This window comes from Chitinibacter bivalviorum, assembly GCF_013403565.1.
In the GTDB taxonomy this organism is placed as follows: domain Bacteria; phylum Pseudomonadota; class Gammaproteobacteria; order Burkholderiales; family Chitinibacteraceae; genus Chitinibacter; species Chitinibacter bivalviorum.
On record NZ_CP058627.1, the window covers coordinates 2,051,068 to 2,076,494 of the forward strand.

A 25,427-nucleotide genomic window follows, 5' to 3' on the forward strand; every position below is an offset into this window, starting at 1 on the left:
GATTGGAGAGAGATTATGACAAAAAGCAGGAAAATCGCCGCATTACTGGCAGCAATGACGCTCAGCGCCAGTGTTTGGGCGGCCGAATGGAGCAGCAGCGCGGTTTATGTAGCCGGCACGACCGTCACCTACCAAGGTCAAAGCTACCAAGCAAAATGGTGGACCACGGGCGAAGCGCCGGGCGCCAGCCAATGGGGCCCGTGGACTTTGCTGAGCGGATCAGGTGTAACACCAGCGCCAACCCTCGCCCCGACAGCCGCACCCACTGTCGCGCCAACGGCAACACCCGTAGTGACCATCGCTCCAACGGCAACGCCAAAACCAACAACCGCGCCAACGGCTAGCCCAGTTGTGACTGCGGCGCCTACAGCGACCCCGAAACCCAGCACCGCGCCGACGACGGCACCAACCGTTGCTCCGACAGTAGCTCCAACGGCTGTTCCAACCGTAGCCCCAACAGCGGCCCCCACTGCAACGCCAGGTTCTGGCACTGGTTTGCCAAAATGTAATGCCCTGTGGAATAGCTCCACGGCTTACCCAGGTGGCAGCAATGTGAGTTACAACGGTGTGAATTACTCAGCCAAGTGGTATGAAAATGCCGGCGTTGAGCCAGGCAAAGACGCAGGCTGGACCGCCGCTGGCTCTTGCGATGCATCTGGTTTAGCGACGCCAGCGCCCGGCGGCTCTGGCGGCAGCACGGGCACTGGTGTTCCGAGCAAAGCTGAAGCCGAAGCCTACGCAGCCACACTGACTAACAGTGATATTTTCCGCAAAGTAAAAGCCTCAGTTCGCACCTTGAGTAATGCCGAAGTCGAAGCTGTCGCACCAGGCAAAGCGACCAATCCTGCCAATGTGAAACGGGTTGAAGCACTGTTACCAGCGCAGAAATTCGAGTATTACTTCCCAAAACGTAACACTTCCTACACTTACACCGGCTTCTTGCAAGCGGTGGCCAAATTCCCAGGCTTCTGTGACACCTACACCGATGGCCGCAATACCGACGAGATCTGCCGTCGTTCGTTGTCTGCGATGTTTGCACACTTTGCCCAAGAAACCGGTGGCCATAGCGTAACGCAATATGGCATCGAAGAATGGCGTCAAGCGCTGGTCCACGTGCGTGAAATGGGCTGCGATGAAACCACTCCAGGCGTTTGCGGCTACAACACCGAATGTACTGATCCAGTCTTCAACAAAACGTGGACTTGCGGTAAAGATGCTGGCGGCAACTTCAAGAAGTACTTTGGTCGTGGCGCGAAACAGTTGTCTTACAACTACAACTACGGTCCATTTAGCCAAGCGATGTTCGACGGTGATCAATTCAAACTGTTGAATAACCCAGAGTTGGTGGCGGATACTTGGTTGAATCTGGCCTCTGCCGTGTTCTTCTTTATCTATCCACAACCGCCAAAACCATCGATGTTGCACGTGATCGATGGCACTTGGGTACCGAACGACTTTGATAAATCGCGTCAATTGGGTAACGATTTCCCAACGACCATCCAGATTATCAATGCTGAATGCCAAGACAGCCCAACCAAGGCTGCCGCACAAAACCGCATTGATTACTACACTCAGTTTGCCAAAGATCTGGGCTGGGATATCAGCAAAGAATCGATGAAATGCGCTGGCATGGGCCGATTTGATGGTGGTTCTTCTGCCGCATTTAACATCTATTGGGAAAAAGACTGGAAAGTGGGCGGCGACAACAAGTGTCAGCTTGTGAGCTACCAGACGCCATACAATGCGCTGATTGATGGTCAATACAGCAAATGCGTTGAAACCAACTGGGGTATTACTCTGAAATAATTATTCAGATTGATATTGCAAGATATACGCCACACGGGTATCCATGTGGCGTTTTTTATTGCACTTCAGCCAAGTCATTGTTTTATTTGAACTATGCTGTAAATGATGGGCAGCTCGGCAAAATTACGGATGAGCGGATAGAACATCATTCAATTTGCTGAATTTTTCCTCATTACGCCAAAGAGCATCACACGTTAAATTAGAAAAAGCTGTTGTTTGGTTCAGGCTATTTTTATAATGTTTGAAATATCCCACAGGAATCAGCATGCGACTCCTTAGCAAACTCAATATCCGGCTGAAATTGCAGCTCGCTTTTCTACTGGTTTCGGCCCTCACCGTGGGCGTGTTTACCACGCAGGCGATTATTGAAGCGAAGAACGATGCTTTGGCTCAAGTTGATGCAAAACTCAAAATTGCGGCGCAAAGCTACGCGTTTATTATCGGCACGGCTTATCACGATCAACTCCCGCCACGCGAGAGCGTCGATCTAACGGCCAAACGCAAAGAGGCAGAGCACCTCACGACTGTCGCAAACGCATTGGGCGTAAAATATTTATACAGCTTTGTCGTTCGCGATCAGAAGGTGTTTTACACCACGGCCTCCCTGTCGCCCGAGCAGTTGCAAGATCCGAAAATCGACTTTTATCTTAAACCCAGCGATGTACCCGAAACCGACCCTGCCACGATTGTGGCCACCCAAACTGGCCAAACCCAATTTAGCGAAAACGTGAGTCCAGAATACGGCTTTTTACGCAGTATATTGGTACCAATGAAATCGGATAAAGGCATCACTTATGTCGTCGGGGTCGATGTCGATGCCAATCAGGTGAAGCACGACATCAACTCCGCCATGCTCAGCGCAGGGCTTACTGGGCTGGCGATGCTGATTATCGCCGCCATTATTTCGCTAGTACTAGGCAAAGCCATTGCCATGCCGCTGCGCCGTCTGCGCGATATGATGGAATCGCTGACAACGGGTCATGGCGATCTAACCATTCAATTGCCCGTCACTTCGCAAGATGAAATTGGCCAAATCGCCCTGCATGTGAATGCCTTTATGGGACAGCTGCGTCAGATGTTCCTGACCGTGCGCGATGAAACCGTCAAGCTCACCAATGGCGTACAAAGCATTGATCAGATGACGCATCAGCTCAGCCAAGATGCACATGAACAAAGCGAAATGGCAACGGATACCGCGGCGACCATCGAAGAAATCACCGTCAGCATTAATCATATTGCGCAAAGCAGCCAAGAAGCCGAACGCGTCGTCACCAACACTGGCAATATGTCGCAAGCGGCGGCGCAGGCGGTGATTACCGCCGCCAATGAAGTGAACGAAATCGCCACTCAGGTCACGCAACTGGCTGGGGCGATGAATGAGCTTGAGCAGCAATCGGTGCAAATTAGCAGCATCGTACTTGTGATTAAAGAAATCGCCGATCAAACCAATCTATTGGCGCTCAATGCGGCGATTGAAGCTGCGCGTGCGGGTGAACAAGGCCGCGGCTTTGCCATTGTGGCCGATGAAGTGCGCAAACTCGCCGAACGCTCTGGCCACGCCACCGTCGAGATCAGCAGCAAAATCGACGCGATGCGCAATCAATCGCAGCGTGCTTGCCTGAATATGGACAGCACGCACGAGCAAGTCACAAGCAGCGTGAGCCGCGCTCAAGCCGCCGCTGAACAAATCCGCCACATCCAGCAGCAAATGCACGAAGTCGTCCAGCGCATTCAAGATATTGCTGAAGCCACGCACGAGCAATCGAGCGCCACCACCACCATGGCGCAATCGGCCGAACGCATTAGCACGATGGCGCAAGAGGGCAATCAATCACTGCAAGTCGCGCGTGGAGTAATCGGCAACCTCAATCAACTCGCCGATCAATTGCGCCAGATGATAGGCCGCTTCAAACTTTAAACCGCGCAACAGCAAAAATGCCCTGCATAGCTCAGACCTATGCAGGGCATTTTTATTTCAAACCTCAATCTGGGTCAGCGCTGCATTGCTCAACCCCGCTAGCGCTAAGAGCAAGCCTATCTCAATCGACTCTAGGGCAGCAAAAAACCCGCCATGGCTTTTTGTGCGGCTGGCCGATTACTGCAAGCGGCAATCTTGGTTTTTGCCTGCGGCACCAGATCCAGATCATAAGGGTTACGCCCTGCAATCAGCACCAGCTTGGCCGGGTCAAATGTAGCGATCAATTGCATTTGGCGTGCAAATCGCGTGGCGTTATAGCTTTGGAAAATAATCTGCTCGGCTTGCGCCGTCGCCGCAATCACTTGCGCAAATTCGGCCTCGCTCACTTGCGGGGAAATAATCAATTCATTCACCGCCATGCCTGCCTCTTGCAAGAATGGCAAGAACGTTCCGCGCTCACTGACCGATGCGCCAAGCGCCACTTCATCAATTTCCGTGCGCACCAACAGCTCCACCGTCACCAGTACTGTCGGCAGCGCACGATTGATGCTCGCCCCACTAAACAGCACTGCTTGTTGCTGAACTTTGGCGGCCAAAGCCAGCGCAGCTGGCGTTCTTAGCGCGGCAGCTTGCATGGGTAAATCGCGCCAATTCTGCATCGCTCGACGTTGTTTTAGAAGGGTAATCCGTTCAATGCTTTTTACCACTTGATCTTCAGAGATATACCCCTGCTCAACCGCAGCAATCAATAATTGCACCGCCTCCTGCTGGCGCACCAGCGTATGCGATACCAACGCAATATCTGCCCCCGCAGCAATCGCCGCCACCGCGCCCTGCGCCGTACCGACGCCCCCTTTGCTCACATCTGCAATCGCGTCCATTTCTAGGCAATCGGTAATGATGACCCCCTCAAAACCCATCTCTTCGCGCAGCAAACCCGTCAGCACTTTGCGCGACAGGGTTGCAGGCGTTGCGGTATCGGGCTCAATCGCAGGGAAAACAACATGCGCCGTCATGATCGCATCGACGCCCGCCGCAATCGCCGCCTTAAATGGCGCCAACTCCACGGCATCGAGGCGCGATTTCTCGTGCGGCACCAGCGGCAGCGCGTAGTGTGAATCGGTCGCCGTATCGCCATGCCCCGGAAAATGCTTCGCTGTCGCCGCAATCCCCGCCGCCTGTATCCCGCGCTGCGCAGCCAGACCATACACCGTCACCGTGGCCGAGTTTTCGCCAAACGAGCGCACGCCAATCACTGGATTGGCGCGGTTATTATTGATATCGAGGCTAGGAGCAAAATTGATATTGACCCCCAGCTGCCGCAGCTCATCTGCGCCCACACGATGCAGCGCCTCGCAATCTGCCGGGCTACATCCTGCGACGGCGTGCGACGCATACGCCGACGCGTAGGCCATCGCCGACGGTAGCGGTGTCACGCCCTCTTCGATGCGCATCACCATGCCGCCTTCCTGATCAATGCCGATCAACAGCGGCACATCGCTCACTTGCGCATTGATTTCCTGCAAGCGGCGACACAATGCAGCCACTTGCGCTGGCGTATCGATATTGCGGCGAAATAAAATCACGCCGCCGATGCGCTGCTCACGAATCAGGCTTTCAATCGCGGCATCTGGCATAAAGCCATCAAAACCCGCCATCACCAACTGGCCAATTTGGGCGCGTAATTCAGCAGAAACTGGGTGCGACATGATGAATTCCTCTGCCACATCGTCATAGCGATGTGGAAATAGCAAAGTACGATTTATTGGGCTGTGACAGCCAATTCAGACAAGGGCACAACGCGGATCGGATTATCTTTGACCGCCAGGTTGGCCCACAGCCAATTGAGATGCGCGACTAATTGCTCACCACTGGCGTGCGGGCGATTCTTGCTGGTATGCGCATCGCTGACCACCGTAACAGCATACCCCAGGGAGGCAGCACGCCGCAGTGTAGTATCAACGCAGAAGTCAGACGCATACCCTGTAATCCATAAGGCATTAATCTGTAGCGCTTCCAGCGTGGATTGCAACTGAGTCGCGAGAAAACTATCGGCAGACTCTTTTTCAATCACGCAATCAGTTGGTAAACGCGCCAGACCGGGATGCAATTCCCATTCTGCCGAGCCTTGCGGCAAGTCGGGCTCAAAATGCTGAATAAAAATCACCGGCATTTGCAGCTGCCGCGCCAGCGCGATTGTCCGATTAATCTGCGCCAAAGTCTCCGTGCCGCGTGTTGCAGGCGGGTTGGACTCGATCAGGCCGAATTGGAAATCAATCACCAGCAACGCTTTATTCATCTTTTATCCAAACCAAGTTCGAAAAAAAAGCAGCGGCGATGACCGCACGCTGCTTTGATTGATTAAACCAAAAATTTAAGCCGTCAAACGACGCAGCACTTCCTCACGCCCAATCAAAGCTAACACCGCATCAACCGATGGCGTATTAGTAATACCGCAGACTTTGGCGCGCAGTGGCATACCGACTTGCGGCATTTTCACGCCTTGGGCTTTGACGAACTCTTTGATGAAAGCGCCAATGGTCGCAGCATCCCAGCTCTCCAACTTAGCCGCTTCCGCCGCAAACACTTTCAGGCGTTCTTCCGATTCGGGGTCGAGGTGTTTTTCCACGATCTCGGCAGTTGGCGTCAGTGGCTGGTAGAAATATTCAGCCTGATCGGCCATTTCCACCAAAGTCTGGCAACGATCTTTCAGCAAGGCACACACATCCGCCAACGCTGGGCCTCCCTCGGTTGCAATGCCTTTATCGGCCAAGAAGCCCGCAACGCGCGCCGCAAGACGCGCCGGATCAGCCGCCTTGATGTATTGCGCATTGGTCCACAGCAATTTATCGCGATCCATCCGGCTTGGGCTGCCGCTGACGTCTTTCAGGTCGAACCATTCAACAAATTGCGCCAACGAGAAAATCTCATCATCGCCATGACCCCAGCCCAAGCGCGCGAGGTAATTGAGCAATGCTTCAGGCAGGAAACCTTGCGTGTCGTAATCCACCACCGATACCGCGTCACGGCGTTTTGACAGTTTCACGCCCTGATCGTTATTAATCATTGGCAGGTGCGCAAACACCGGCACGGGCACGCCCATCGCTTCGTAGATCACGATCTGACGCGGCGTGTTATTCACATGGTCGTCGCCGCGAATCACATGGCTGATGCGCATGTCAGCGTCATCAACCACGACACAGAAGTTATACGTTGGCGTGCCATCGGGGCGAGCGATAATCAGATCGTCGAGCTCGTTGTGGCTGATCTCGATGCGACCTTTCACTTGGTCCTCCCACACCACCGAGCCACCGATTGGCGTTTTGAAGCGCACCACGGGTTTGATATCGGCTGGAATCGCAGGCAAAGTTTTACCCGCTTCTGGGCGCCAAGTACGATCGTAGCGCGGTTTTTCGCCACGGCTTTCAGCGGCGGCGCGCTGGGCTTCGAGCTCATCCTTGCTGCAATAGCAGTAGTAGGCGTGGCCGCTGTCGAGCAATTGCTGGATCACTTCTTTATAACGATCCATGCGCTGCATCTGGTAAAACGGGCCTTCGTCGTAGCCCATATTCACCCAGTGCATGCCGTCCATAATCGCCGCGACCGATTCAGGGGTTGAACGCTCCAAGTCGGTGTCTTCAATCCGCAAGATAAATTGGCCACCGTGTTTCTTGGCATAAGCCCAAGAAAACAGCGCAGTGCGAACGCCGCCAATGTGCAGCAAACCAGTTGGGGAAGGAGCGAAGCGGGTACGTACAGTCATGGATGTTAAGTCCGGCAAATGCGAAAAACGCTATTGTACCGCCAAATCAAGGTGATGACTGAATGAAGAAAATAACGCGAAATACAGGAGGAGGTATATAAGCCAAAACTAATCAAAAATTAGCCTTTGGGCATATACCTACCAGTTGGCAGCAACTTTAGCGTTTTGCTGTGGTTTTAAGACACTATTGATTTCAAGTTGTAGATTGTTTGGGTTTTGCACCACGATACTGTCTGAGGGCATCGGCAATACGGTTTTGCTTGGGCGCTCAAAACGCGCCAAGATGTCGTAATACGATTGCAGACTTTCCACAAAAATCACCGGCTCACCGCCACGGGCATAGCCATATTTCAAGGTGCGGAAGTATTCGGGTTTACGCAAGAGCGGCAACACCGATTTCACATCTGCCCAGCTATTGGGGTCTTTTTTCATCCGCACCGCAAGCGTGCGCGCATCGATCAAATGCCCCATGCCGATGTTATACGCCGCCAAGGCCAGCCAAGTACGATCAGGCTCTGGTGCGCGATCAGCCAGCGTTTCTTTGAGCATCTGAATGTATTTCGCACCGCCGATGATACTTTGGTAGGGATTGGTTCGATCGACGTTCATCCGGTCGGCCGTTTCGCTCGTTAGCATCATCATGCCACGCACGCCAGTTGGCGATACTGCGTCTGGATTCCAGTGTGATTCCTGATACGACAGCGCCGCAATCAAGCGCCAATCCATACCTGTACGCGCCTCGGCTTCTTGAAACCAGTTTTTATAGCGTGGCAAGGTTGATTCGATTCGCCCCAAATAAGCGAGGGCATCGAGCGGATCAACACGATTCACATGGCCGTAATAGCGGTCTTGCAAACGACGCAAAGTGCCATCAGCCACTTGCTTGCGGAAAAAGCCTTCCACCAGCATCTGCAGTTGAACTTCGGCATCCGGCATCGCCCAAGCCAAAGACTGCTTCTCGCCCATTTGACGCGAAATCGCGATATTCGGGTAATAGTTTTGCGCCACTTCGGCGGCGTGCGAATCAACCAGTGCGTAATCGAGTTTGCCTTGGGCGACTTGCTCGATCAGGGATTCGTTATCGGTGTTTTCCAGCACATGCCAATTAAGCTCAGGTGAATTGACCTTGAGTTGATTAAGCGCCATGACATATTGCGGCAAAGTACTGAGCCCGGCGCGGCCTTCTTTAATCGCGGCCAGCGCGCCTTCTTCGCTGATTTTGGATGAAAACACCAAAACCGGCTCCACTTGCTGATAGGCCGCGCCATAAATCAGACCTTGTTCATCCGATTTGACGCCACCGACGGCCAAATGCGCTTCGCGACGTTGCAGCCGCTCCAGCATCTCGGTGTAGTTGCCACTCACCAAGAAACGGATCTTTAGATTATTGGCCTGCGCAAATTGCGAGACCAGATCATATTCCAGCCCGGCATAGTCACCCGCGGCATTCACATACAGTGAAGTCGGGCCATTTTGGACCAGCACGACCAGCTCTTTGGTCTCTGCCCACGGCAAAACCCGTTGTACCGGAGTCTGTTCAGACTCCCCACAACCGATCAAAAACAACGCCGAAAGTGCGACCAAAAACCTCTTCATGCCTACCCTTTAATCTGTAAGAATGGCCGCATTGTGCCTGCATCTCATTGAAACGACAAACAAAAAGTTTCTATCGCCCATTTCACCCCCGCTTTACCGCCTATTTTTTACGGCAAAATTAATCTCATTCGAAAGGTATTACAGTCAAATACATAGCAATACCAGCCGAGCCACTTACTCTGAAAAACGAAACAATGACAAGAAAATAAAAGCTAGCGCCCAGCGAGCTTTAAGTCGTGACTTACATCAAATACGCCAATAAACGCAGCGCATCGGGCTTCTGCCGCACGATGTCTTCGGCCGTACGAGATTGGAAGTCCATCAGTTTTGGGTCAGCGTCATATACGAGTAAAAGCTCTAGCATACGACCCGAAGCATTTTCGGCGGCGTAATGCAGTGCCGTCATTCCCTTATTATCTTGGGCATTGACGGCCACCCCAGCTTGCAGCAAACACCCCGCCGCAGCGACTCGCCCTCGCTTGGCGGCATACATCAAAGGCGTCACGCCGTCGTTATCGGGCAAATCCAGATCAGCTCCATGCTGATGTAATTCCTCAATCGCAGAGACAATATCCTGCGAGGCCAACCAATGAACGGGCCCACATCCTCGCTCATCCACGATATCGATACGAGCTCGTGCTTTGAGCAAGGTGATGATTAATTCGCGATGGCCATAGCGAGCAGCCCACCACAGCATGGTTAAACCATCGTCATCGGTGCTATTGATCGGAAAACCCGACGCTAAGGCGTCTTTAATCATGCCCAAATTAGCCGTTTTCGCTGCCTCCATTAAATGGGGCGGATCAAAGCTCACATAATCGGCACGCAGATCTTCTGGCGCCAGATTATCTTCGGTCCAAATTACGCCGTGATCTTCGTGCGGGAATAGTTTGTTATGCAGGCTTTGAATGCTAAACAGCTCATGCATGATTTCAGGCTCGAAACCTTGCCGACCGCCGCGGCGATCAAAGAACAGCTCATTGAGAAAGATGTCGAGCGCAGGGCTGCCCCAGCTCAGTATCAGCCGCTCAGCTAAATGCGGGTATTTGCTGATTAATTGCTGAGGAAACTCGGTGGACCCTAAAATTTCCTGCAAACGAGATGCCACATCCATGTTCAGCCCCTTTCACGAGCTTGCAGTTTAGATGAGACTCACAGGGCTTCAAGTCAGAGCGGCGGGATGGCTCACGCCAAATTGTTCATTCTTGCTGACGCACTTTGACTGAGTAGCAAGAAAAAAGCATGGGAAATGGCTATTTGGTGCAGAATTTGGCGTAATCAGCCTGCAATACCTTTTGCCGATCTTTCATTTTGGCGATATCGTACGGCTTGTTATTTCCCGACAAACGTTGATTAATCAGATTATTTTCTTTTTGCAGCTTGGCGCAACGTTGCGCTTCGAGCTGGGCCAGCTTGGCCGGGTCGGCTTGGTAATATTGCTCGGCCAAGGCCACGCAACTGCTTAGTAATAACATCATCACCAGTGTTGATTTCATGCTTATTCCTTTATTGCCTCAAAAGCGCGGATGAGCGCTTGATGTCTATCCATGCTGGGCCAGCTTAATTGATCAATCGCCCGCACCGGCAGTAATCCCGCCAAACTATTACAGACCCAGACTGCACTTGCTTGGCCTAATTGCGCCAGCGTGATTTTGCATACTGCAGAGGGTATACCCAGTTGATCCCCTGCAGCAATTGCGATGTCGCGAGATACCCCTGCTACGCCCGATTGAGTTAAATCGGGGGTACACAATACCCCATCCATCATGGCTAAAACATTGCTCATCACGCCTTCGATCACATGGTCGTCTCGATCAAGCATCAGGCCATCAAAGACGCTCGTGTCTTTCCACTCACGGCGCGCCAGTACATTGTCCAGCCGATTCAGATGTTTTATTCCCGCCAGCGCCGGCTGCCAGCTCACTCGTGTACGACAAATCCGTAATTTCACACCTTCACTGCGCAATTGGGGCGAATATGCAGGCAAGGGGGCAATTTGCACGATACGATTGGGTTGCAAATCAAGCGGCGCGACATAACCACGCGCCGTTTCACCGCGCGTGATGATGATTTTGAGTGCGTGATGGGTCGGCGCCAGCAGCTGTAAATCAGCCAGCAACACGGCCGCATCCGGCGCAACGATGCCGATGCGTTCGCAATCAGCAGCCAACTTGGCGTAATGCCGCGCCCACCAAATGGGCGTGCCATCGATCACCTTGATCGTACGAAAAACGCCGTCGCCAAATTGCAGGCCACGATCGGCAAGGCTGATATGCTCGGCGGCAACACCATTGACGAGCTTGGTTGCAAACTCGCTCATCAGCCCTGCTCTCCTAGCGCGCGCAGTAGGCCGCGGGCTTTATGGCGAGTTTCCTGCAATTCACGTTCGGCATCCGAGTCGGCCACAATGCCCGCGCCGGCGCGGAAATACAGTTGCTGATCTTGCATCACAAAAGTACGAATCAGAATATTGGTATCCATACTGCCATCGCGATTGATGTAACCCAAACTGCCGGTATACGCCAGCCGCGCACGGTCTTCCAGCTCACGAATAATCTGCATACAGCGCACTTTAGGGCAGCCAGTGATCGTACCGCCCGGAAACAGCGCGCGCAGAATATCGGCAGCATTAATACCCTCACGGGTATGAGCGCGAATGTTTGATTCTATATGGTGTACAAACGCATACGTCTCAACCGCCATTAGCTCGTCGACATGTACCGTACCGGGAACGGCGATGCGCCCCAAGTCGTTACGCTCTAGATCGACCAGCATAATGTGCTCGGCGCGCTCTTTGGGCGTATTGAGCAAACGCTCTTTCAACGCGGCGTCTTCCACCGGGTCGAGCGAACGGGCAAAGGTGCCTGCAATCGGGCGCGTTTGCACCACGCCATCGCGCACACTGACCAGCCGCTCGGGCGAGCTGCTAATCACTTGCCCGACTGCATCACCCAGATTGAGATAAGCCGAAAACGGCGCGGGGTTGGCGGTGCGTAAATGCGCGTACACATCCAGCGGCGCGCCTTGTGCCAGCGTCACATCCCAACCGCGTGATAGATTGACCTGAAACACATCGCCATCGACGATGTATTGCTTGGCGCGCGCGACGCCAGAAAGAAATTGTTGCGGCTCATCTTCGGAAATCTGCGCAATCTGCAATGCAGCAGGCTGCCATGACGCTGCAGCCAGCACCAATTCATTGAGCTGGGCGAGCTGCTCTGCCGTTTCGGCAATTAAAGTCGCCTGTTGGGTTTCGCGATGCAATAGCACCGCCGCAGGGCAACGGATTAAGGCCGCGAGTGGGAAGTCGGTGATTGGAACTGCGCTGGCAGCCACTTTGTCCTCACCGGCAAAACGCGTTGGCACGGTTGGCTCGAAGGTTTCCAGCAATTCATAGCCAGCATACACCAACCAACCACCATGGAACGGCCAGTCATTGGCGCACACGGCAGCGGTCGGCAGCGCAGCGAGATCGGCGACAAATTGCGCGCCTTCAGTCGCCGTGTAGCGGCGCTGATCCTGCGGCAAGGCCAGCAAAATATCCCAACCTTGCGTGCGTGCCGATTGCAAGAGCGAAGGGAAAAACTGCGGCTGCGTCGCCGCCAGCGCGATCAAATCGGGAACAAAATTGAGACTAGAGGTATGATATTCATGCATTTGCGCATTGTAATGGCTATTGCGCCGAAAAACGATACAGGATCTTCGGCAATGCGCCATCGACTCCCCTAACCCTGTTTGCGAGATTCTACAGTGCTAAAAAAAATACTCATTTGCGCAGCCCTTTGCAGCCCAGCTTTCAGTCTCGCCGAAGCGGAAACGCCCGCAGAGGTGCGTAGTGTCGCGGCGGTGGATTTAAGTCGCTATGTGGGACAATGGTACGAAATCGCCAAATTCCCGATGTTTTTCCAACGTAACTGCGTCGCCGACACCACGGCCAATTACAGCAGCAACCCCGATGGCAGCATCAAGGTGGTCAATCGCTGTCGGACAGAATCAGGCGAATTTGATCAGGCCGAAGGCAAAGCCACTGTCGTAGAAAACACCCACAATTCGCAATTGAAAGTGAGCTTTTTCTGGCCTTTCAAAGCCGATTACTGGGTAATTGGTCTTGATCCTGCGTATCGCTGGGCTGTGGTGGGTAATCCGAATCGTAAATACTTGTGGATTTTGTCGCGCACACCGCAGTTAGCAGACAGCGACTTGGCGGCAGCGCAAATTGCCGCGACCGCTCAAGGCTATGATTTACGCAATCTGGATTACACCAAGCAAAGCAAACCGTAGGGTATATGCATGAAGACCTTATTTCAAAAGCTCTTCATGCATATACATCATGCAGCTTGCGCATCCAAGATATCGGCAGAATTGAGCAAAGATTCCATTGCACGCTCGAACAGCGGCGCTTGCTCCAACCAGCGAGCACGGCCTGCTCTGAGCAGACGACGGAATACCGACAGACTCAATACCGATGGGTGACCGCCATCTTCGAGGTTGAGTAGCAGTCGCGTCTCATTCGGGCTCATCCAGCACAAGCGCGCTTGGGTAAGCTTGCCAGTCAGATTGATTTCAATCGGTACACCACTGCGCAAACGCTCGAACAATTCTGCATTGCTAAGCTCGACCGCTTCAACTTGCGCGGGCAAGTCTGCCAATTCAGATTCAGCCTGCGCATCAATAAAGCCGATTTCGACTTTCAATTCGTCAATCGCTCGATCCAGCAATAATGGATTCACTTCGGCCAGATCCGGCAACTGAGCCAGATCCGTATCGCTTGCCACTTCACTGATAAAGTCAGATAAACGCGCGCGCAGCATGGCCATTGATGGCACATCGGTCGGCGCGGCAGCTGAGCCCGCGATGGCGGCGCGATGTGCGTCGATCATATAGGTTTTAAATTGCTGCTGCTGTGCCGCCGTCCACGGTGAATTTTTCAGGCCTTCATTCAAAGTACCGATCAGACGCGGGATCATCCCTAGCAATTCTTGCTTGTCTTCCCGTGTGACTTTGGGTGCAATACTCCACATCAACTCCGGCACAAAGATCCGAAAGCGCAAAGCCTGAATGGCATCGCCACGCTCAGCAAATTCAATTGCATACGGCCAGACATTGATGAAGAAATTTTGCAAAATCTCATCCAGTTTAAAACTCGCCAAAGCTTCAGAGGTTTGCGACGTGATGCGCGCAAAACGCAAAGTACGGCTTTCGGCATTTTCAATCGCTTGCGAGGCGATTTCGGCCTTTTCATCTGCGGCGCGCAATTCACGCGCAATAAATCGATCAAGCTCATCGAGCATGCGCGCAAACAGCGCGACGTTTTCTTCTTCTTCCTGCAGCAGCGTTTCAATAATGCGCCGAATTTCGGCGGTCACGCGCTCGGCTTTTGGATCAAGCTGCTGCAAACCTTGCGCGATCGAACCGATGCGATTCACCAGTAAACGCGCGGGGTGATGCTTATGCGAAAACAGCGCTGGGTCTTGCAGGGCGGTTTTCAATACCACCCATTGCAAGCGCCCTAACTGGGCGCGAATCTCAGAAGGAACTTGGCCATCTCGCAAAATAAACTCGAACAACATACCGACAATGTCGATAATCATTTGTTCGTTAATATCTTGCGTAACCTCGTTAAGCTCGGCGCGCTGCTCCAAAATCAGATTGCGAACCTGACCATGCGCATCCAGCGCGACCCCTTCCACATGCTGTTGCTGCAGCTGCGAAATGGTTTGCGACAGATCCACACTTAATACTTGCGGCGTGGTCTGGATTGCGGCGGTACCGCCAAACAGTTGGCGTATGGCTGTACCTACATGCTGAACTGTATTTAACCAACCCGATTGCAAGCCACTGAGCATCGAGCCCATGCCTGCTGCGGCATTTGAGTTTGCCGCCGCCACATTACCCGACCAGTTCGCTGACTGGCTATTAGACGATTGCATTGCCTGCTGGCGCATTAACTCCGACCACTGTCCCAAGCGGGCGCCAGAGCTTAATGTACCTGGCTGCTGGATGCCATTTTGGATTGGATTGGAATATCCACCTTCCATAAATGGTTGTGGGCCAGCCCCTATCCCTGCGACTGAGGCATCGACACTGGTGTCGATCACATCGCCATACGCGGCAAACTCAGACACATCCGTTTGCTCTAAGGGGTCGGCGGCCATCTGCCGCATTGCCAAGGGGTCGGGCAATTGACGTACTTTCAACTGTAATTGCGCAGCAATCCCATGCTGTGCCAATAATCGATTTAAGGCTTCATAAATCTTAGCAACGTGTTTTAGCAACTGTTCAGTGAGGCTATCGCATAAGGTTTCGTGCAACTCAGGCTCGATCTCAAGCTGCTCGGCAGCCATCGTGATACAGCGCGACAAAAGATAGGGTCGGAATGGATTTTCGCGCTCATTAATATCATCCTGATCAAACAGGATTGCCATGCGGATATTCAGATCGCGCAATTGCTCTTCGGCCGCATTTCGCAGACGAGTGGTAAGCTCATCAATTTTGAGCTCACCATCAAATTCACCCGCATCGACTAGCGATAAGCTATTGGCCGAAAACGATTCACTAAAAGAGGGTCGGAAAGTGCTATATGCGGTTTGATAACTGCGATTGAGCAATCGATCCATACCGGATGCAAGTTGCTCCAGCCAAGCTTGTTCACGCGTCATCAATGCCGCGCGTGCATCGAGCATGCGACGCTGTTCACTTAAATTTGCGGCTTTATCTGCTCGCAAAAACAATGCATCTGCACTTTGCGAAATTAAATCCGGCAGCACATCATTAAATGCCCGCAAGTATGCGCCGCGAGTCGCGGTGAGTAGTCCATTCCTATCCATACCTATCCATTTTGCGCTAGGCTATTTCATCTGATTAAAACACAGGTGATTGCCATTATTCATTTTTGTTGTAATCCGCATTGTAAGGATTTTCACCCAAGCTCGTCGATCATCTTTAGCTTACAACTGACAGATGGCATGCGCATATGTTGCTCCCATTACCCGATCTCAATGTCTTGCCCAAAAAAAAGCCACCTACAGAGAGGTGGCTTTTTGCATTTTCGGCATTTAGACCTTGCGGAATACCAAAGTACCGTTGGTACCGCCAAATCCAAAGCTATTGGAAATCGCAACATCGATCTTCATATCACGCGCGGTATTGGCGCAGTAATCCAAATCGCAACCCGACTCGAAATCTTGTTCGAACAAATTGATTGTTGGTGGTGAAACTTGATTATGCAAAGCCAAGATAGAGTAAATAGCCTCAACACCACCTGCTCCACCCAATAAGTGGCCAGTCATTGATTTGGTTGAGTTCACAACAACTTTCTTCGCGTGCTCGCCCAAAGCAATCTTCAAAGCATTGGTTTCGTTCGCGTCACCCAATGGAGTTGAAGTGCCGTGCGCATTAACATAGTCAACAGCATCCGCATTCAAGCCTGCATCACGCAAAGCATTCATCACACCGCGCGCAGGGCCATCAGCGTTCGGCGCAGTGATGTGGTGCGCATCTGAGCTCATGCCAAAGCCCACCAACTCCGCGTAGATTTTCGCGCCGCGTTTTTTCGCGTGTTCGTATTCTTCGAGCACCAACACACCCGCGCCTTCACCCATCACAAAACCATCGCGGCCTTTATCCCAAGGACGTGAAGAAGTTGCTGGATCATCATTGCGAGTCGACAGCGCTTTCATCGCGGCAAAGCCACCGATGCCCAATTTAGAAATCGCACCTTCAGCACCACCCGCCACCATAATGTCGGCATCGCCGTATTGGATCATACGCGCCGAGTCACCAATACAATGCGCGCCAGTGGTACACGCCGAAACGATACCGTAGCTCGGGCCTTGATAGCCTTTGATAATCGACACGTGACCAGCGATCAGATTCACCAGTGAGCCTGGAATAAAGAATGGGCCAATTTTACGTGGGCCGCCGTGTACTACGTCCACACCGGTATTTTCAATCAGTGGCAAACCACCGATACCCGAGCCGATATTCACGCCAACGCGTGTTTTATCCAGATTTGGCACATCATCGAGGCCAGAATCAGCAACCGCTTGCAATGCAGCAGCAATACCGTAGTGAATGAACACATCCATGCGACGTGCATCTTTAGCACTAATGTATTGGCTAATATCGAAATCTTTAACTTCACCCGCAATTTGGCAAGCCAGATCGCTAGCATCAAATCGGGTAATCATACCAATGCCAGACTTGCCAGCAAGCAGGTTGGCCCAGCCAGTGGCAACATCATTGCCGACGGGGGAAACTTGACCCAAACCGGTAACAACTACTCTGCGTTTAGACACGTGGGGGTACTCCGCTTTCAAAGCCGGCCAGCGCCGGCTGCGCCATCAGTTGCAAATTCAAACTAATGTTGATGCGCCAGATAAAATAAAACCCCCGCTACAGCAAGCCATAGCGGAGGTCTGGAATCACAAAAATTACTTGTTCAGGTGCGCGTTAACGTAGTCAACAGCTTGTTGAACGGTAGTGATTTTTTCAGCGTCTTCGTCAGGGATTTCGCACTCGAATTCTTCTTCGAGGGCCATAACGAGTTCAACGGTGTCGAGTGAGTCGGCGCCGAGGTCGTTTACGAATGAAGAATCAATCTTAACGTCAGTTTCTGGCACGCCCAGTTGCTCAGCAACAATCTTCTTCACGCGCTGTTCGATGTTTTCCATGGATTTAGTTCCCAAGCCTTTATTAGCTTAATTTCTGAAAAATGCGTTCGCATTCTACCAAAGTTTTGGCGCTGCAAACAGTTACATGATGCAATAAAGCGCAAATTTACTATTTTTCGAGCAATTTTGCTACCGCGACCGCGGATTTTTTATCACACCGCATCAGGTAAAACCGCAATGTTGGCGATTCTACCTGATTAATTCATAAACATCCCACCATTTACATGGATGGTGTTGCCTGTGATGTACGCCGCTTTATCCGAGGCCAAGAAGCCCACTGCGTCGGCGATATCTTTTGGATCACCCAAACGACCCAAAGCGATATTGGCCACCAAATGTGCTTTTTGCTCGTCTGGCAAGCCTTTAGTCATATCGGTATCGATAAAGCCAGGCGCAACCGCATTGACAGTCACACCGCGACTGCCGATCTCCTTAGCCAAAGATTTAGTAAAACCAAACAAAGCGGCCTTCGCGGCAGAGTAGTTGGTTTGTCCTGCATTGCCCGTCGCACCGACGACCGAAGCAATATTAATAATCCGGCCCCAACGTGCCTTCATCATATTGCGCATCACGGCTTTGGATAATTTGTACACAGGTTTAAGATTGGTATCCATAATGGCATCCCATTCTTCATCCTTCATGCGCATTAAGAGGTTATCACGCGTGATGCCGGCGTTATTGACCAAAACGGCAATTGCACCAAATTCTTTCTCAATTTGCGCTACGATCGCGTCACAAGCACCGTCTTCGGTCACATTCAGACGCAAGCCTATGCCGGTAGCCCCTGCTTCTTTCAGGTACGCTGAAATCGCTTCTGCACCGCTATCGCTGGTGGCTGTACCGATGACTGTTGCGCCCATTTGCGCCAATTCCAACGCAATCGCTTGACCAATGCCACGTGACGCACCCGTCACCAACGCCACTTTACCTTGCAAACTCATGAAGATCTCCACTATGGGTATACCCATCAAAACCAATAAATAACTAGCCCGAATAGACATACCCTACACACCCATATACTGAGTGCGAATCAAAAGTATAAGCTTTAATTATTTCAGCAATACAACGCCGACTTCTTTTTGCTGACATTCTTTGCGTTCACCGTTAGCCGTATCGATAACGATGCCACAAGCTCGGGCAATAATATAACCTTTGCCACTAGGGCTTGCAGCAAAAAATGTGCTCACATCCTGCGGTATACCGGCCAAACTGATTTGCACTTGACTGGCTTTCCAGCTCAGTTGCGCACGGCTATTTTTTTGCGGATTTGCCGTCAAAAACAAATCTAGATCGGACGTATCTTTAACGGCATCAGCACTCAGATACAGATTTAATGTCGATGCGTCCACAGCCACCGCATCCCATTCGACGGTAAAATCACCCGAAGCGATGCTCACCGCCGAGGCACTTGATGCAGCACCACTGCCCGTCACTCGCAGGGAGCTCAGTGTTGGCACTGTCGTACTTACGACAACGTTCACATTACCATTGTCGATTTTGACATTACCCCCGCCACACGCCACCAGCGCAGCGCAGATGACACTCAGCAACAAAACTCGGCGCATGACCCATCCTTTGCAAAATTGATTTGATTACAGCGCCGCTTGTAGTGCATCCAGGCTTGCCGCATCGAGCAAAGCAATCGATTGCAAATCCGAAGCAATGCGTTTATTGAGACCGACCAGCACCTTACCTGGGCCGCATTCCGCCACCACGTTCACGCCATCCGCGACCATTTTCTGCACCGTTTCAACCCAACGCACCGGCTGGTACAACTGACGCACCAGCGCATCGCGAATTTGGGCTGCATCAGCGTAAGCCGCAACATCAGCGTTATGTAGCACAGGTACTTTTGGCGCATTAATTTCGATCGTCGCTAATTTGGCAGCCAATTTTTCCGCAGCTGGTTTCATCAAATCACAATGCGAAGGTACAGACACAGGCAGCAATAATGCACGTTTCGCACCGCGCGCTTTACACGCTTCACAAGCACGCTCAACTGCCGCTTTATTACCTGCAATCACCACTTGACCGGGTGAGTTAAAATTCACTGCCTGTACGACCTCACCCTGCGCGGCTTCAGCACACGCAGCAATGATTTCTTCGTCAGCCAAATTCAAAATCGCCGCCATTGCGCCAACACCTGCTGGCACTGCTTCTTGCATCGCTTCCGCGCGCAAACGCACCAATTGCAAGGCATCGCCAAAACTAATGGCTTCAGCCGCCACCAATGCGGTGTACTCACCCAAGCTGTGTCCCGCCATCACGACAGGCATCGCACCGCCATTGGCTTGATAAGCACGCCAAGCGGCAACACCCGCCGTCAGCATCACGGGCTGAGTATTGACCGTTGCATTCAGGTCTTCGGCTGGACCATCACTCACCATGGCCCACAGATCTTGGCCCAAAATACTTGATGCTTCATCAAAAGTAGCCTTCACCACGGCAGCCTGATTTGAATCAGCCCAACCATTCATCATGCCAATCGATTGTGAACCCTGACCTGGAAATACAAATGCCAACGACATATCCGACTCCTTCAATTGCGACGCTCACACACTGCGCGCAGATTAAAACAACTGTTTCAATTCACCATAAAAAACGGCGCTTAGTGCGCCGTTTTTTTAACTATTAAAACTTGGCGAGAATCGATCCCCAAGCAAATCCACCACCAATGCCTTCCATCAAGATGGTCTGGCCACGCTGAATTTTGCCCGATCTCACACCATGATCGAGCGCCAGAGGAATCGATGCTGCTGACGTATTTCCTTGCTCACCCAAAGTAACGATGACATTGTCCATCGACATGCCCAAGTGTTTGGCAGTCGACTCGATAATGCGCACATTAGCTTGATGCGGCACCAACCAATCAATGTCGGACTTTTCCAAACCCGCTTCGGACAAGGTTTCTTCGGCAATATCGGCCAAAGCACGCACTGCGAATTTGAAGACCGCATTGCCTTCCATATAAATCCACGGCTCACCATCGAGCACGCCTTGCTTAGGACGCGCAGCGGTTTTCAAAATGCCATTGTAACGGCCATCGGCCTTCAGACGCGTAGCCAAAATGCCGGGTTCGTCTGATGCAGTTAGCACCACAGCGCCAGCGCCATCACCAAATAAAATACAAGTCCCGCGGTCTTCCCAATTAATCAGGTTGGACAGCTTTTCAGCCCCAACCACCACGGCACATTTTGCTGCACCGCTTTTAATCATGGCATTGGCGGTCGTCAGCGCGTAGACAAAACCAGCGCAAACGGCCTGCACATCAAATGCAGGAAAGCCATGCACGCCCAATTTGTTTTGCAGTAAACATGCGGTCGAAGGGAAAATATTATCTGGGGTCGTTGTTGCAACGATCAGCAAATCCACATCATCTTTGCTCACGCCCGCGCTTTCCAGCGCACGCTCAACGGCAATCAGCGCCAAATCAGACGTCAACTGCTCATCCGCTGCGATATGGCGCGACGAAATACCGGTACGTGTCACAATCCATTCGTGACTCGTATCAACCGTTTTGGCTAATTCATCATTAGTCAAAATACGCTCTGGCAAATATGAGCCAGTGCCCGCAATTTTGGAATAAATCACAACCCACTCCTTAGCCTACATAGTCGCCGAGCCTAAATCGGCCACTGGCAACTACTTAGACGGATTGTTCTGCCGCTGATTTGTCGATCGCGTCAGCGGACTCAAAATGCCGCAACTCATGCTGCACTTGATCGGTAATGCGCTGAATCAGGCTGGAGCGAGCTTCCTCAACGGCCTGAGCCAACGCCCAGTAAAACGCAACTTCGTCTGCGCCACCATGGCTTTTCACCACAATCCCGCGCAAACCCAGGAATGATGCACCATTAAATCGACGTGGATCTAATTTGTGCTTAAAGCTTTTCAGCACCGGCATGGCCGCCAGCGCCAATAATTTGGTAAACCAATTGCGCGTAAATTCAGCTTTTAAGAAAGTGCTGAACATCTGCGCGACGCCTTCAGACGCTTTCAACGTGATATTGCCGGTAAAGCCATCACACGCCACCACATCCACCGTGCCTTTGTAGATATCATTACCTTCCACATTGCCAACAAAATTCAGACGAGTCTGACGCACCAATTCGGCAGCGGCCTTCACAACTTCATTGCCTTTGATCTCTTCCGAGCCAACATTGAGCAAGCCAACAGTCGGCGCGTCTTTTTGCTTGAGCGCACCAAACATCGCCGAGCCCATGATCGCAAATTGCGTCAGTTGCAGCGGCGTTGAATCAACATTCGCGCCCAGATCGAGCATCAAAGTCTGCCCTTTCATCGTTGGCATCAAGCTGGCAATCGCAGGGCGATCAATGCCCGGAATCGTTTTCAAGACAAAGCGCGCCGTCGCCATCAGTGCGCCGGTATTACCTGCTGAAACGCAGGCATTGGCCTCACCCGATTTGACCAGATTAATCGCGACGCGCATTGAAGAATCTTTTTTATTCTTCATCGCCAATTGCGGCGACTCATCCATCGCCACTACTTCGGTCGCGGCGTGAATCCGCAAACGCGGGCCAAGCTGTGCTTTACACGCCTTTAACTCGGCTTCTAAAGCATCGGCCAAACCCACCAGCACGATATTCACATCGGGGTTATCGCGCAAAAAACGCAGGGCTGCTGGCACGGTCACATGAGCGCCGTGATCGCCACCCATGGCATCAACTGCAACGGTAATATCCATCTGAATTCCTAAAACGACGAACGGCGCAAGCGAGGGGTCTCACTTGCGCCGCAAGGCTAAGCAAAGCTTAGAGAGGCATTAAAGCGCGAATTATTCGCCTTTAGCCTTGATCACACGACGGCCTTTGTAAAAGCCGTTTGGAGAAATGTGGTGCGGGCGATGAACTTCACCAGTCGCAGCATCTACAGACAAAGCTGGTGCAGACAGGAAGTCGTGAGCGCGGTGCATGCCACGTTTCGAAGGTGATTTTTTATTCTGTTGAACTGCCATGTTAAAACTCCTTAATACTCAGTTGTCATTCCGCTTTCCTGGTTTTCAACTGAGCCAGGACTGCAAACGGATTAGGTTTATCGCTCGCCAATTTGGCTAGCGCTTCGTCGCCACCACATACTTCATGCGTCAGCGCTACAGGTAAAGCGAGCAAAATCTCATCTTCAACCAGTGCTTCAATATCCAGCTCCGGATCAATCAAAATCCCTTCGAGGTCTTCGTCGAGCATTTCTGCTTCGTCGATTTGTGCCTCGTCGGCAAATTGAGTCAACACGGTCTCACTGTGGAGCTGCCAAGGCGCACCTAAGAGGCAACGCTGACAAACCAGCTGCAACTCACCCTTTACTTCTAAATAAAGCCAAGGGCGTTGCAGGCGATCTACGCCACTTTCGATATGCCAGAATACTTCGCCTGACGTATCGGCCAACTGATCGGCAAGCCGGGAAAGTTGGGCAAGTGGTATAGAACCTTTGAGTTCTCTAGCTTCCTGCGCAAATTCCGCGCTATGTATCACAGTCACGCCATGGGTCATTGGATATCGTCAGCTGCCGCGTAGAACCGGAAACCGCGCATGATATAATCTGCGACCTATGTCTGTCAAATGCGCACGGTGCGCGGTAACTATTAAATTCTTATGAAAAAACAAGCCTCTCAGCCTACGAGCCCAAATATGCGTTTAGTCCTCGCCTCTACCTCGCCCTATCGCAAAGAATTGCTTGCGCGCTTAGGCCTTGAGTTTGCTGTTGCCGCGCCTAATTTGGACGAATCGCCACTCGCGGGCGAGACCGCCGCGCAAACTAGCGAGCGCCTCGCCATTGCCAAAGCGCGCGTGCTGGCCGAACAATTTCCCAATAGTTTAATCATCGGCTCCGACCAAGTAGCGCTGCTCAATGGTGAGCAATTGGGTAAGCCGGGCACCCATGAGCGCGCAGTCAAGCAGCTGCAAGCCATGCGCGGCCAAACGATTGCGTTTCATACGGCATTGGCACTCTACAATACGGCGACGGACACGCATCAAAGCATTGTAGATATTACCCGCGTCACGATGCGTAATTATACCGATGAGCAGATCGAAACTTATTTACAGCGCGAACAGCCGTATAACTGCGCCGGTAGCGCCAAAACCGAAGGACTTGGCATTGTGATGATCGCCGCCATCGAAGGTCGCGATCCGGCGGCGATTATTGGCTTGCCGCTGATTGAGCTAGTGGCGATGTTAAATCACGAAGGTTTCCCGATCCTTTAATACCAAATGAAGGGTATCAACCCCAAAACATTGATCATATTAGACTTGGAGCACATACCCAAGTCATACAGCAAATAGAGGCAGCAATGGCAGGCACTTTATATTTAATTCCCGTTCCGATGGGCGGCGACACACTGAGCAATATTTTGCCAGCCGATGTGATCGAAACCGCCAAACAGCTCACCCATTTTGTCGTTGAAAACGCCAAAACCACGCGCGCGCATTTAAAAATGTTCGGTACACCACATGAATTGCGCAGCTTGTGGATGCAAGAATTATCTGAGCACACCAAAGACCACGAAGTCTCCGCCCTGCTCAAGCCCTTGCTCGAAGGCCACGACGTTGGACTCATGAGCGAGGCGGGCTGCCCCGGCGTCGCCGACCCTGGCGCGCGGCTGGTGCATTTGGCACACAGCCGTGGCATCAAAGTCACGCCGCTGGTCGGCCCATCGTCCCTGCTGCTGGCACTGATGGCCTCGGGTGCAAATGGGCAAAAATTCCGTTTCAACGGCTACCTGCCTTCCGACACGGCAGGCCGCCTGCAAGCGATCCGCCAATTGGAAGCCACTTCGGCCAAAGAAGGACAAGCCGAGCTGTTTATCGAAACGCCCTACCGCAACCCAGCCCTATTCCAAGCCTTGCGCGACGGACTCAAAGGCAGCACCCGCCTGACGGTAGCCTGCGACATCACCTTGCCAACGCAGGAAATTCTGACGCTGGAAGCGGCGCAATGGAAAAAACGCGCAGAACCCAACATCAACAAGCGCCCAACGGTGTTTATTATCCAAGCCTAAACTTAAATAGGGTATAGCCTCGAAAGCATTTATTTATATTGATTTCAGCCCTATACCCAACAAAACAACGCCTCTAAATAAATTGATCACCCCTCTTTTAGAGCCTAAGCAATGAGGCGATAATGGACTTTTATTTGGCTCGTTTGGAGGTTCAGATGGAAGTCACTCTTCAGCAACTCCCCGTCACTCGCGTTGCCTATCTGCATCAAGTTGGCCCTTACGATGAAAGCATTGGGCGTTTGTGGCAGAAATTCATGGGGCAGATTCAGGCTTTGCAGCTGCCATTTCTGCAGCATTTCGGCATTTCCTACGACAACCCGCTGCAAACGCCGCCAGAGCAATGTCGCTATGCAACGGCGACCGAGGTGGGTGCAGATTTTATTGCCAGTGGCGAACTCCAAACGATGGAGATACCCGGCGGCTTGTACGCTTGCGCCGAATTTTATGGTTTACCCAACGATTGCGGCCCCGTTTGGCAGGACTTGCTGACGAATTGGCTGCCCAATAGTGACTATGTGTTTGATTGTGAGCGAGCGGGCTTTGAGCACTATTTGCCCACCGATCGTTTTGATGAGCAGACGGGGGCATTTTCTTGCCGACTGTGTGCACCGGTAAAAGCGCGCAACTAAGAAAATTGGCGCAAATTGATGTGGCCAT

Annotated in this window: 25 protein-coding genes; 6 read left to right on the plus strand and 19 right to left on the minus strand. The window is 52.1% G+C overall.

What is annotated here, in order from left to right; genetic code table 11:
- Positions 1 to 15 precede the first annotated feature (15 nt).
- Positions 16 to 1,806 carry a glycoside hydrolase family 19 protein gene (locus tag HQ393_RS17915; RefSeq protein ID WP_281361461.1) on the plus strand — a complete coding sequence of 597 codons (1,791 nt, stop codon included), beginning with the start codon at positions 16 to 18 and terminating at the stop codon, positions 1,804 to 1,806.
- 123 nt (positions 1,807 to 1,929) lie between these two features.
- On the opposite strand, the gene HQ393_RS09690 is transcribed toward HQ393_RS17915, so the two are convergent.
- Positions 1,930 to 2,073 carry a hypothetical protein gene (locus HQ393_RS09690; RefSeq protein ID WP_179355012.1) on the minus strand — a complete coding sequence of 48 codons (144 nt, stop codon included), beginning with the start codon at positions 2,071 to 2,073 and terminating at the stop codon, positions 1,930 to 1,932.
- Between HQ393_RS09690 and HQ393_RS09695 the strand changes: the two genes are divergently transcribed.
- Positions 2,072 to 3,724 (plus strand): methyl-accepting chemotaxis protein, encoded by a 1,653-nt coding sequence (locus tag HQ393_RS09695; protein WP_179355013.1) that lies wholly within the window; start codon positions 2,072 to 2,074, stop codon positions 3,722 to 3,724. The two genes, HQ393_RS09690 and HQ393_RS09695, sit on opposite strands and share 2 nt — an antisense overlap.
- Before the next feature lie 131 nt (positions 3,725 to 3,855).
- Here HQ393_RS09695 and nagZ read toward each other — a convergent pair whose 3' ends face one another.
- The 8 genes from nagZ to HQ393_RS09735 form a co-directional block, all read right to left on the minus strand.
- Positions 3,856 to 5,433: a beta-N-acetylhexosaminidase gene (gene nagZ, locus HQ393_RS09700; protein ID WP_179355014.1), complete on the minus strand. Its 1,578-nt coding sequence runs from the start codon at positions 5,431 to 5,433 to the stop codon at positions 3,856 to 3,858.
- 53 nt (positions 5,434 to 5,486) lie between these two features.
- Entirely contained in the window at positions 5,487 to 6,023 is a 537-nt protein-coding gene (locus HQ393_RS09705) for a cysteine hydrolase family protein (protein WP_179355015.1), read from the minus strand.
- Positions 6,024 to 6,098: 75 nt separating this feature from the next.
- Positions 6,099 to 7,487 carry a glutamate--tRNA ligase gene (gene gltX / locus HQ393_RS09710; RefSeq protein ID WP_179355016.1) on the minus strand — a complete coding sequence of 463 codons (1,389 nt, stop codon included), beginning with the start codon at positions 7,485 to 7,487 and terminating at the stop codon, positions 6,099 to 6,101.
- 138 nt (positions 7,488 to 7,625) lie between these two features.
- Positions 7,626 to 9,083 (minus strand): membrane-bound lytic murein transglycosylase MltF, encoded by a 1,458-nt coding sequence (mltF, locus tag HQ393_RS09715; RefSeq protein ID WP_179355017.1) that lies wholly within the window; start codon positions 9,081 to 9,083, stop codon positions 7,626 to 7,628.
- 241 nt (positions 9,084 to 9,324) lie between these two features.
- A complete protein-coding gene (locus HQ393_RS09720) occupies positions 9,325 to 10,197 on the minus strand; it encodes an ankyrin repeat domain-containing protein (RefSeq protein ID WP_179355018.1) in 873 nt (290 codons plus the stop codon).
- A 139-nt stretch (positions 10,198 to 10,336) separates the two neighbouring features.
- Positions 10,337 to 10,579, minus strand: coding sequence for a hypothetical protein (locus tag HQ393_RS09725; protein ID WP_179355019.1), 243 nt, complete (start codon positions 10,577 to 10,579; stop codon positions 10,337 to 10,339).
- A 2-nt stretch (positions 10,580 to 10,581) separates the two neighbouring features.
- Positions 10,582 to 11,403, minus strand: coding sequence for an aminodeoxychorismate lyase (gene pabC, locus HQ393_RS09730; RefSeq protein ID WP_179355020.1), 822 nt, complete (start codon positions 11,401 to 11,403; stop codon positions 10,582 to 10,584).
- Positions 11,403 to 12,740 carry an aminodeoxychorismate synthase component I gene (locus HQ393_RS09735; RefSeq protein WP_179355021.1) on the minus strand — a complete coding sequence of 446 codons (1,338 nt, stop codon included), beginning with the start codon at positions 12,738 to 12,740 and terminating at the stop codon, positions 11,403 to 11,405. The genes pabC and HQ393_RS09735 overlap by 1 nt, the downstream gene beginning before the upstream one ends.
- Before the next feature lie 93 nt (positions 12,741 to 12,833).
- On the opposite strand from HQ393_RS09735, the gene HQ393_RS09740 reads away from it, so the two are divergent.
- Positions 12,834 to 13,364 carry a lipocalin family protein gene (locus HQ393_RS09740; protein WP_218871119.1) on the plus strand — a complete coding sequence of 177 codons (531 nt, stop codon included), beginning with the start codon at positions 12,834 to 12,836 and terminating at the stop codon, positions 13,362 to 13,364.
- 47 nt (positions 13,365 to 13,411) lie between these two features.
- Here HQ393_RS09740 and HQ393_RS09745 read toward each other — a convergent pair whose 3' ends face one another.
- The 10 genes from HQ393_RS09745 to HQ393_RS09790 all read right to left on the minus strand — a co-directional run bounded on the left by HQ393_RS09745 (position 13,412) and on the right by HQ393_RS09790 (position 23,250).
- Positions 13,412 to 15,910 carry a DUF1631 family protein gene (locus HQ393_RS09745; RefSeq protein ID WP_179355022.1) on the minus strand — a complete coding sequence of 833 codons (2,499 nt, stop codon included), beginning with the start codon at positions 15,908 to 15,910 and terminating at the stop codon, positions 13,412 to 13,414.
- Between the two features lie 228 nt (positions 15,911 to 16,138).
- Positions 16,139 to 17,380, minus strand: a complete 1,242-nt coding sequence (gene fabF / locus HQ393_RS09750) for a beta-ketoacyl-ACP synthase II (RefSeq protein ID WP_179355023.1) — start codon at positions 17,378 to 17,380, stop codon at positions 16,139 to 16,141.
- A gap of 135 nt (positions 17,381 to 17,515) precedes the next feature.
- Positions 17,516 to 17,755: an acyl carrier protein gene (acpP, locus tag HQ393_RS09755; protein WP_028449818.1), complete on the minus strand. Its 240-nt coding sequence runs from the start codon at positions 17,753 to 17,755 to the stop codon at positions 17,516 to 17,518.
- A 197-nt stretch (positions 17,756 to 17,952) separates the two neighbouring features.
- Complete coding sequence (gene fabG / locus HQ393_RS09760) at positions 17,953 to 18,696, minus strand: 3-oxoacyl-ACP reductase FabG (RefSeq protein ID WP_179355024.1); 744 nt, start codon at positions 18,694 to 18,696, stop codon at positions 17,953 to 17,955.
- 108 nt (positions 18,697 to 18,804) lie between these two features.
- The gene (locus HQ393_RS09765; protein WP_179355025.1) at positions 18,805 to 19,320 is read right to left on the minus strand and encodes a hypothetical protein; all 516 of its coding nucleotides are present in this window, start codon (positions 19,318 to 19,320) and stop codon (positions 18,805 to 18,807) included.
- Positions 19,321 to 19,347: 27 nt separating this feature from the next.
- Positions 19,348 to 20,283 (minus strand): ACP S-malonyltransferase, encoded by a 936-nt coding sequence (gene fabD / locus HQ393_RS09770; protein WP_179355026.1) that lies wholly within the window; start codon positions 20,281 to 20,283, stop codon positions 19,348 to 19,350.
- 103 nt (positions 20,284 to 20,386) lie between these two features.
- A complete protein-coding gene (locus HQ393_RS09775; RefSeq protein WP_281361462.1) occupies positions 20,387 to 21,346 on the minus strand; it encodes a beta-ketoacyl-ACP synthase III in 960 nt (319 codons plus the stop codon).
- Positions 21,347 to 21,401: 55 nt separating this feature from the next.
- Complete coding sequence (gene plsX, locus HQ393_RS09780) at positions 21,402 to 22,460, minus strand: phosphate acyltransferase PlsX (protein WP_179355027.1); 1,059 nt, start codon at positions 22,458 to 22,460, stop codon at positions 21,402 to 21,404.
- 90 nt (positions 22,461 to 22,550) lie between these two features.
- Entirely contained in the window at positions 22,551 to 22,730 is a 180-nt protein-coding gene (rpmF, locus tag HQ393_RS09785; protein WP_157670101.1) for a 50S ribosomal protein L32, read from the minus strand.
- 25 nt (positions 22,731 to 22,755) lie between these two features.
- A complete protein-coding gene (locus tag HQ393_RS09790) occupies positions 22,756 to 23,250 on the minus strand; it encodes a YceD family protein (protein WP_179355028.1) in 495 nt (164 codons plus the stop codon).
- 150 nt (positions 23,251 to 23,400) lie between these two features.
- Between HQ393_RS09790 and HQ393_RS09795 the strand changes: the two genes are divergently transcribed.
- From HQ393_RS09795 to HQ393_RS09805, 3 genes are all read left to right on the plus strand, one after another.
- Positions 23,401 to 23,976, plus strand: a complete 576-nt coding sequence (locus tag HQ393_RS09795) for a Maf family protein (protein WP_179355029.1) — start codon at positions 23,401 to 23,403, stop codon at positions 23,974 to 23,976.
- Positions 23,977 to 24,062: 86 nt separating this feature from the next.
- Positions 24,063 to 24,770, plus strand: coding sequence for an SAM-dependent methyltransferase (locus tag HQ393_RS09800; protein ID WP_179355030.1), 708 nt, complete (start codon positions 24,063 to 24,065; stop codon positions 24,768 to 24,770).
- A 155-nt stretch (positions 24,771 to 24,925) separates the two neighbouring features.
- Positions 24,926 to 25,399 (plus strand): AraC family transcriptional regulator, encoded by a 474-nt coding sequence (locus HQ393_RS09805; protein WP_179355031.1) that lies wholly within the window; start codon positions 24,926 to 24,928, stop codon positions 25,397 to 25,399.
- Positions 25,400 to 25,427: the final 28 nt, after the last annotated feature.

What these genes read in the sequence shown, in the direction of transcription:
- HQ393_RS17915 (WP_281361461.1), top strand. Translation starts at nt 16, where the DNA reads ATGACAAAAAGCAGGAAAATCGCCGCATTACTGGCAGCAATGACGCTC.
- HQ393_RS09695 (WP_179355013.1), top strand. Translation starts at nt 2,072, where the DNA reads ATGCGACTCCTTAGCAAACTCAATATCCGGCTGAAATTGCAGCTCGCT.
- HQ393_RS09690 (WP_179355012.1), bottom strand. Translation starts at nt 2,073, where the DNA reads ATGCTGATTCCTGTGGGATATTTCAAACATTATAAAAATAGCCTGAAC.
- nagZ (WP_179355014.1), bottom strand. Translation starts at nt 5,433, where the DNA reads ATGTCGCACCCAGTTTCTGCTGAATTACGCGCCCAAATTGGCCAGTTG.
- HQ393_RS09705 (WP_179355015.1), bottom strand. Translation starts at nt 6,023, where the DNA reads ATGAATAAAGCGTTGCTGGTGATTGATTTCCAATTCGGCCTGATCGAG.
- gltX (WP_179355016.1), bottom strand. Translation starts at nt 7,487, where the DNA reads ATGACTGTACGTACCCGCTTCGCTCCTTCCCCAACTGGTTTGCTGCAC.
- mltF (WP_179355017.1), bottom strand. Translation starts at nt 9,083, where the DNA reads ATGAAGAGGTTTTTGGTCGCACTTTCGGCGTTGTTTTTGATCGGTTGT.
- HQ393_RS09720 (WP_179355018.1), bottom strand. Translation starts at nt 10,197, where the DNA reads ATGGATGTGGCATCTCGTTTGCAGGAAATTTTAGGGTCCACCGAGTTT.
- HQ393_RS09725 (WP_179355019.1), bottom strand. Translation starts at nt 10,579, where the DNA reads ATGAAATCAACACTGGTGATGATGTTATTACTAAGCAGTTGCGTGGCC.
- pabC (WP_179355020.1), bottom strand. Translation starts at nt 11,403, where the DNA reads ATGAGCGAGTTTGCAACCAAGCTCGTCAATGGTGTTGCCGCCGAGCAT.
- HQ393_RS09735 (WP_179355021.1), bottom strand. Translation starts at nt 12,740, where the DNA reads ATGCATGAATATCATACCTCTAGTCTCAATTTTGTTCCCGATTTGATC.
- HQ393_RS09745 (WP_179355022.1), bottom strand. Translation starts at nt 15,910, where the DNA reads ATGGATAGGAATGGACTACTCACCGCGACTCGCGGCGCATACTTGCGG.
- acpP (WP_028449818.1), bottom strand. Translation starts at nt 17,755, where the DNA reads ATGGAAAACATCGAACAGCGCGTGAAGAAGATTGTTGCTGAGCAACTG.
- fabG (WP_179355024.1), bottom strand. Translation starts at nt 18,696, where the DNA reads ATGAGTTTGCAAGGTAAAGTGGCGTTGGTGACGGGTGCGTCACGTGGC.
- HQ393_RS09765 (WP_179355025.1), bottom strand. Translation starts at nt 19,320, where the DNA reads ATGCGCCGAGTTTTGTTGCTGAGTGTCATCTGCGCTGCGCTGGTGGCG.
- fabD (WP_179355026.1), bottom strand. Translation starts at nt 20,283, where the DNA reads ATGTCGTTGGCATTTGTATTTCCAGGTCAGGGTTCACAATCGATTGGC.
- plsX (WP_179355027.1), bottom strand. Translation starts at nt 22,460, where the DNA reads ATGGATATTACCGTTGCAGTTGATGCCATGGGTGGCGATCACGGCGCT.
- rpmF (WP_157670101.1), bottom strand. Translation starts at nt 22,730, where the DNA reads ATGGCAGTTCAACAGAATAAAAAATCACCTTCGAAACGTGGCATGCAC.
- HQ393_RS09795 (WP_179355029.1), top strand. Translation starts at nt 23,401, where the DNA reads ATGCGTTTAGTCCTCGCCTCTACCTCGCCCTATCGCAAAGAATTGCTT.
- HQ393_RS09800 (WP_179355030.1), top strand. Translation starts at nt 24,063, where the DNA reads ATGGCAGGCACTTTATATTTAATTCCCGTTCCGATGGGCGGCGACACA.
- HQ393_RS09805 (WP_179355031.1), top strand. Translation starts at nt 24,926, where the DNA reads ATGGAAGTCACTCTTCAGCAACTCCCCGTCACTCGCGTTGCCTATCTG.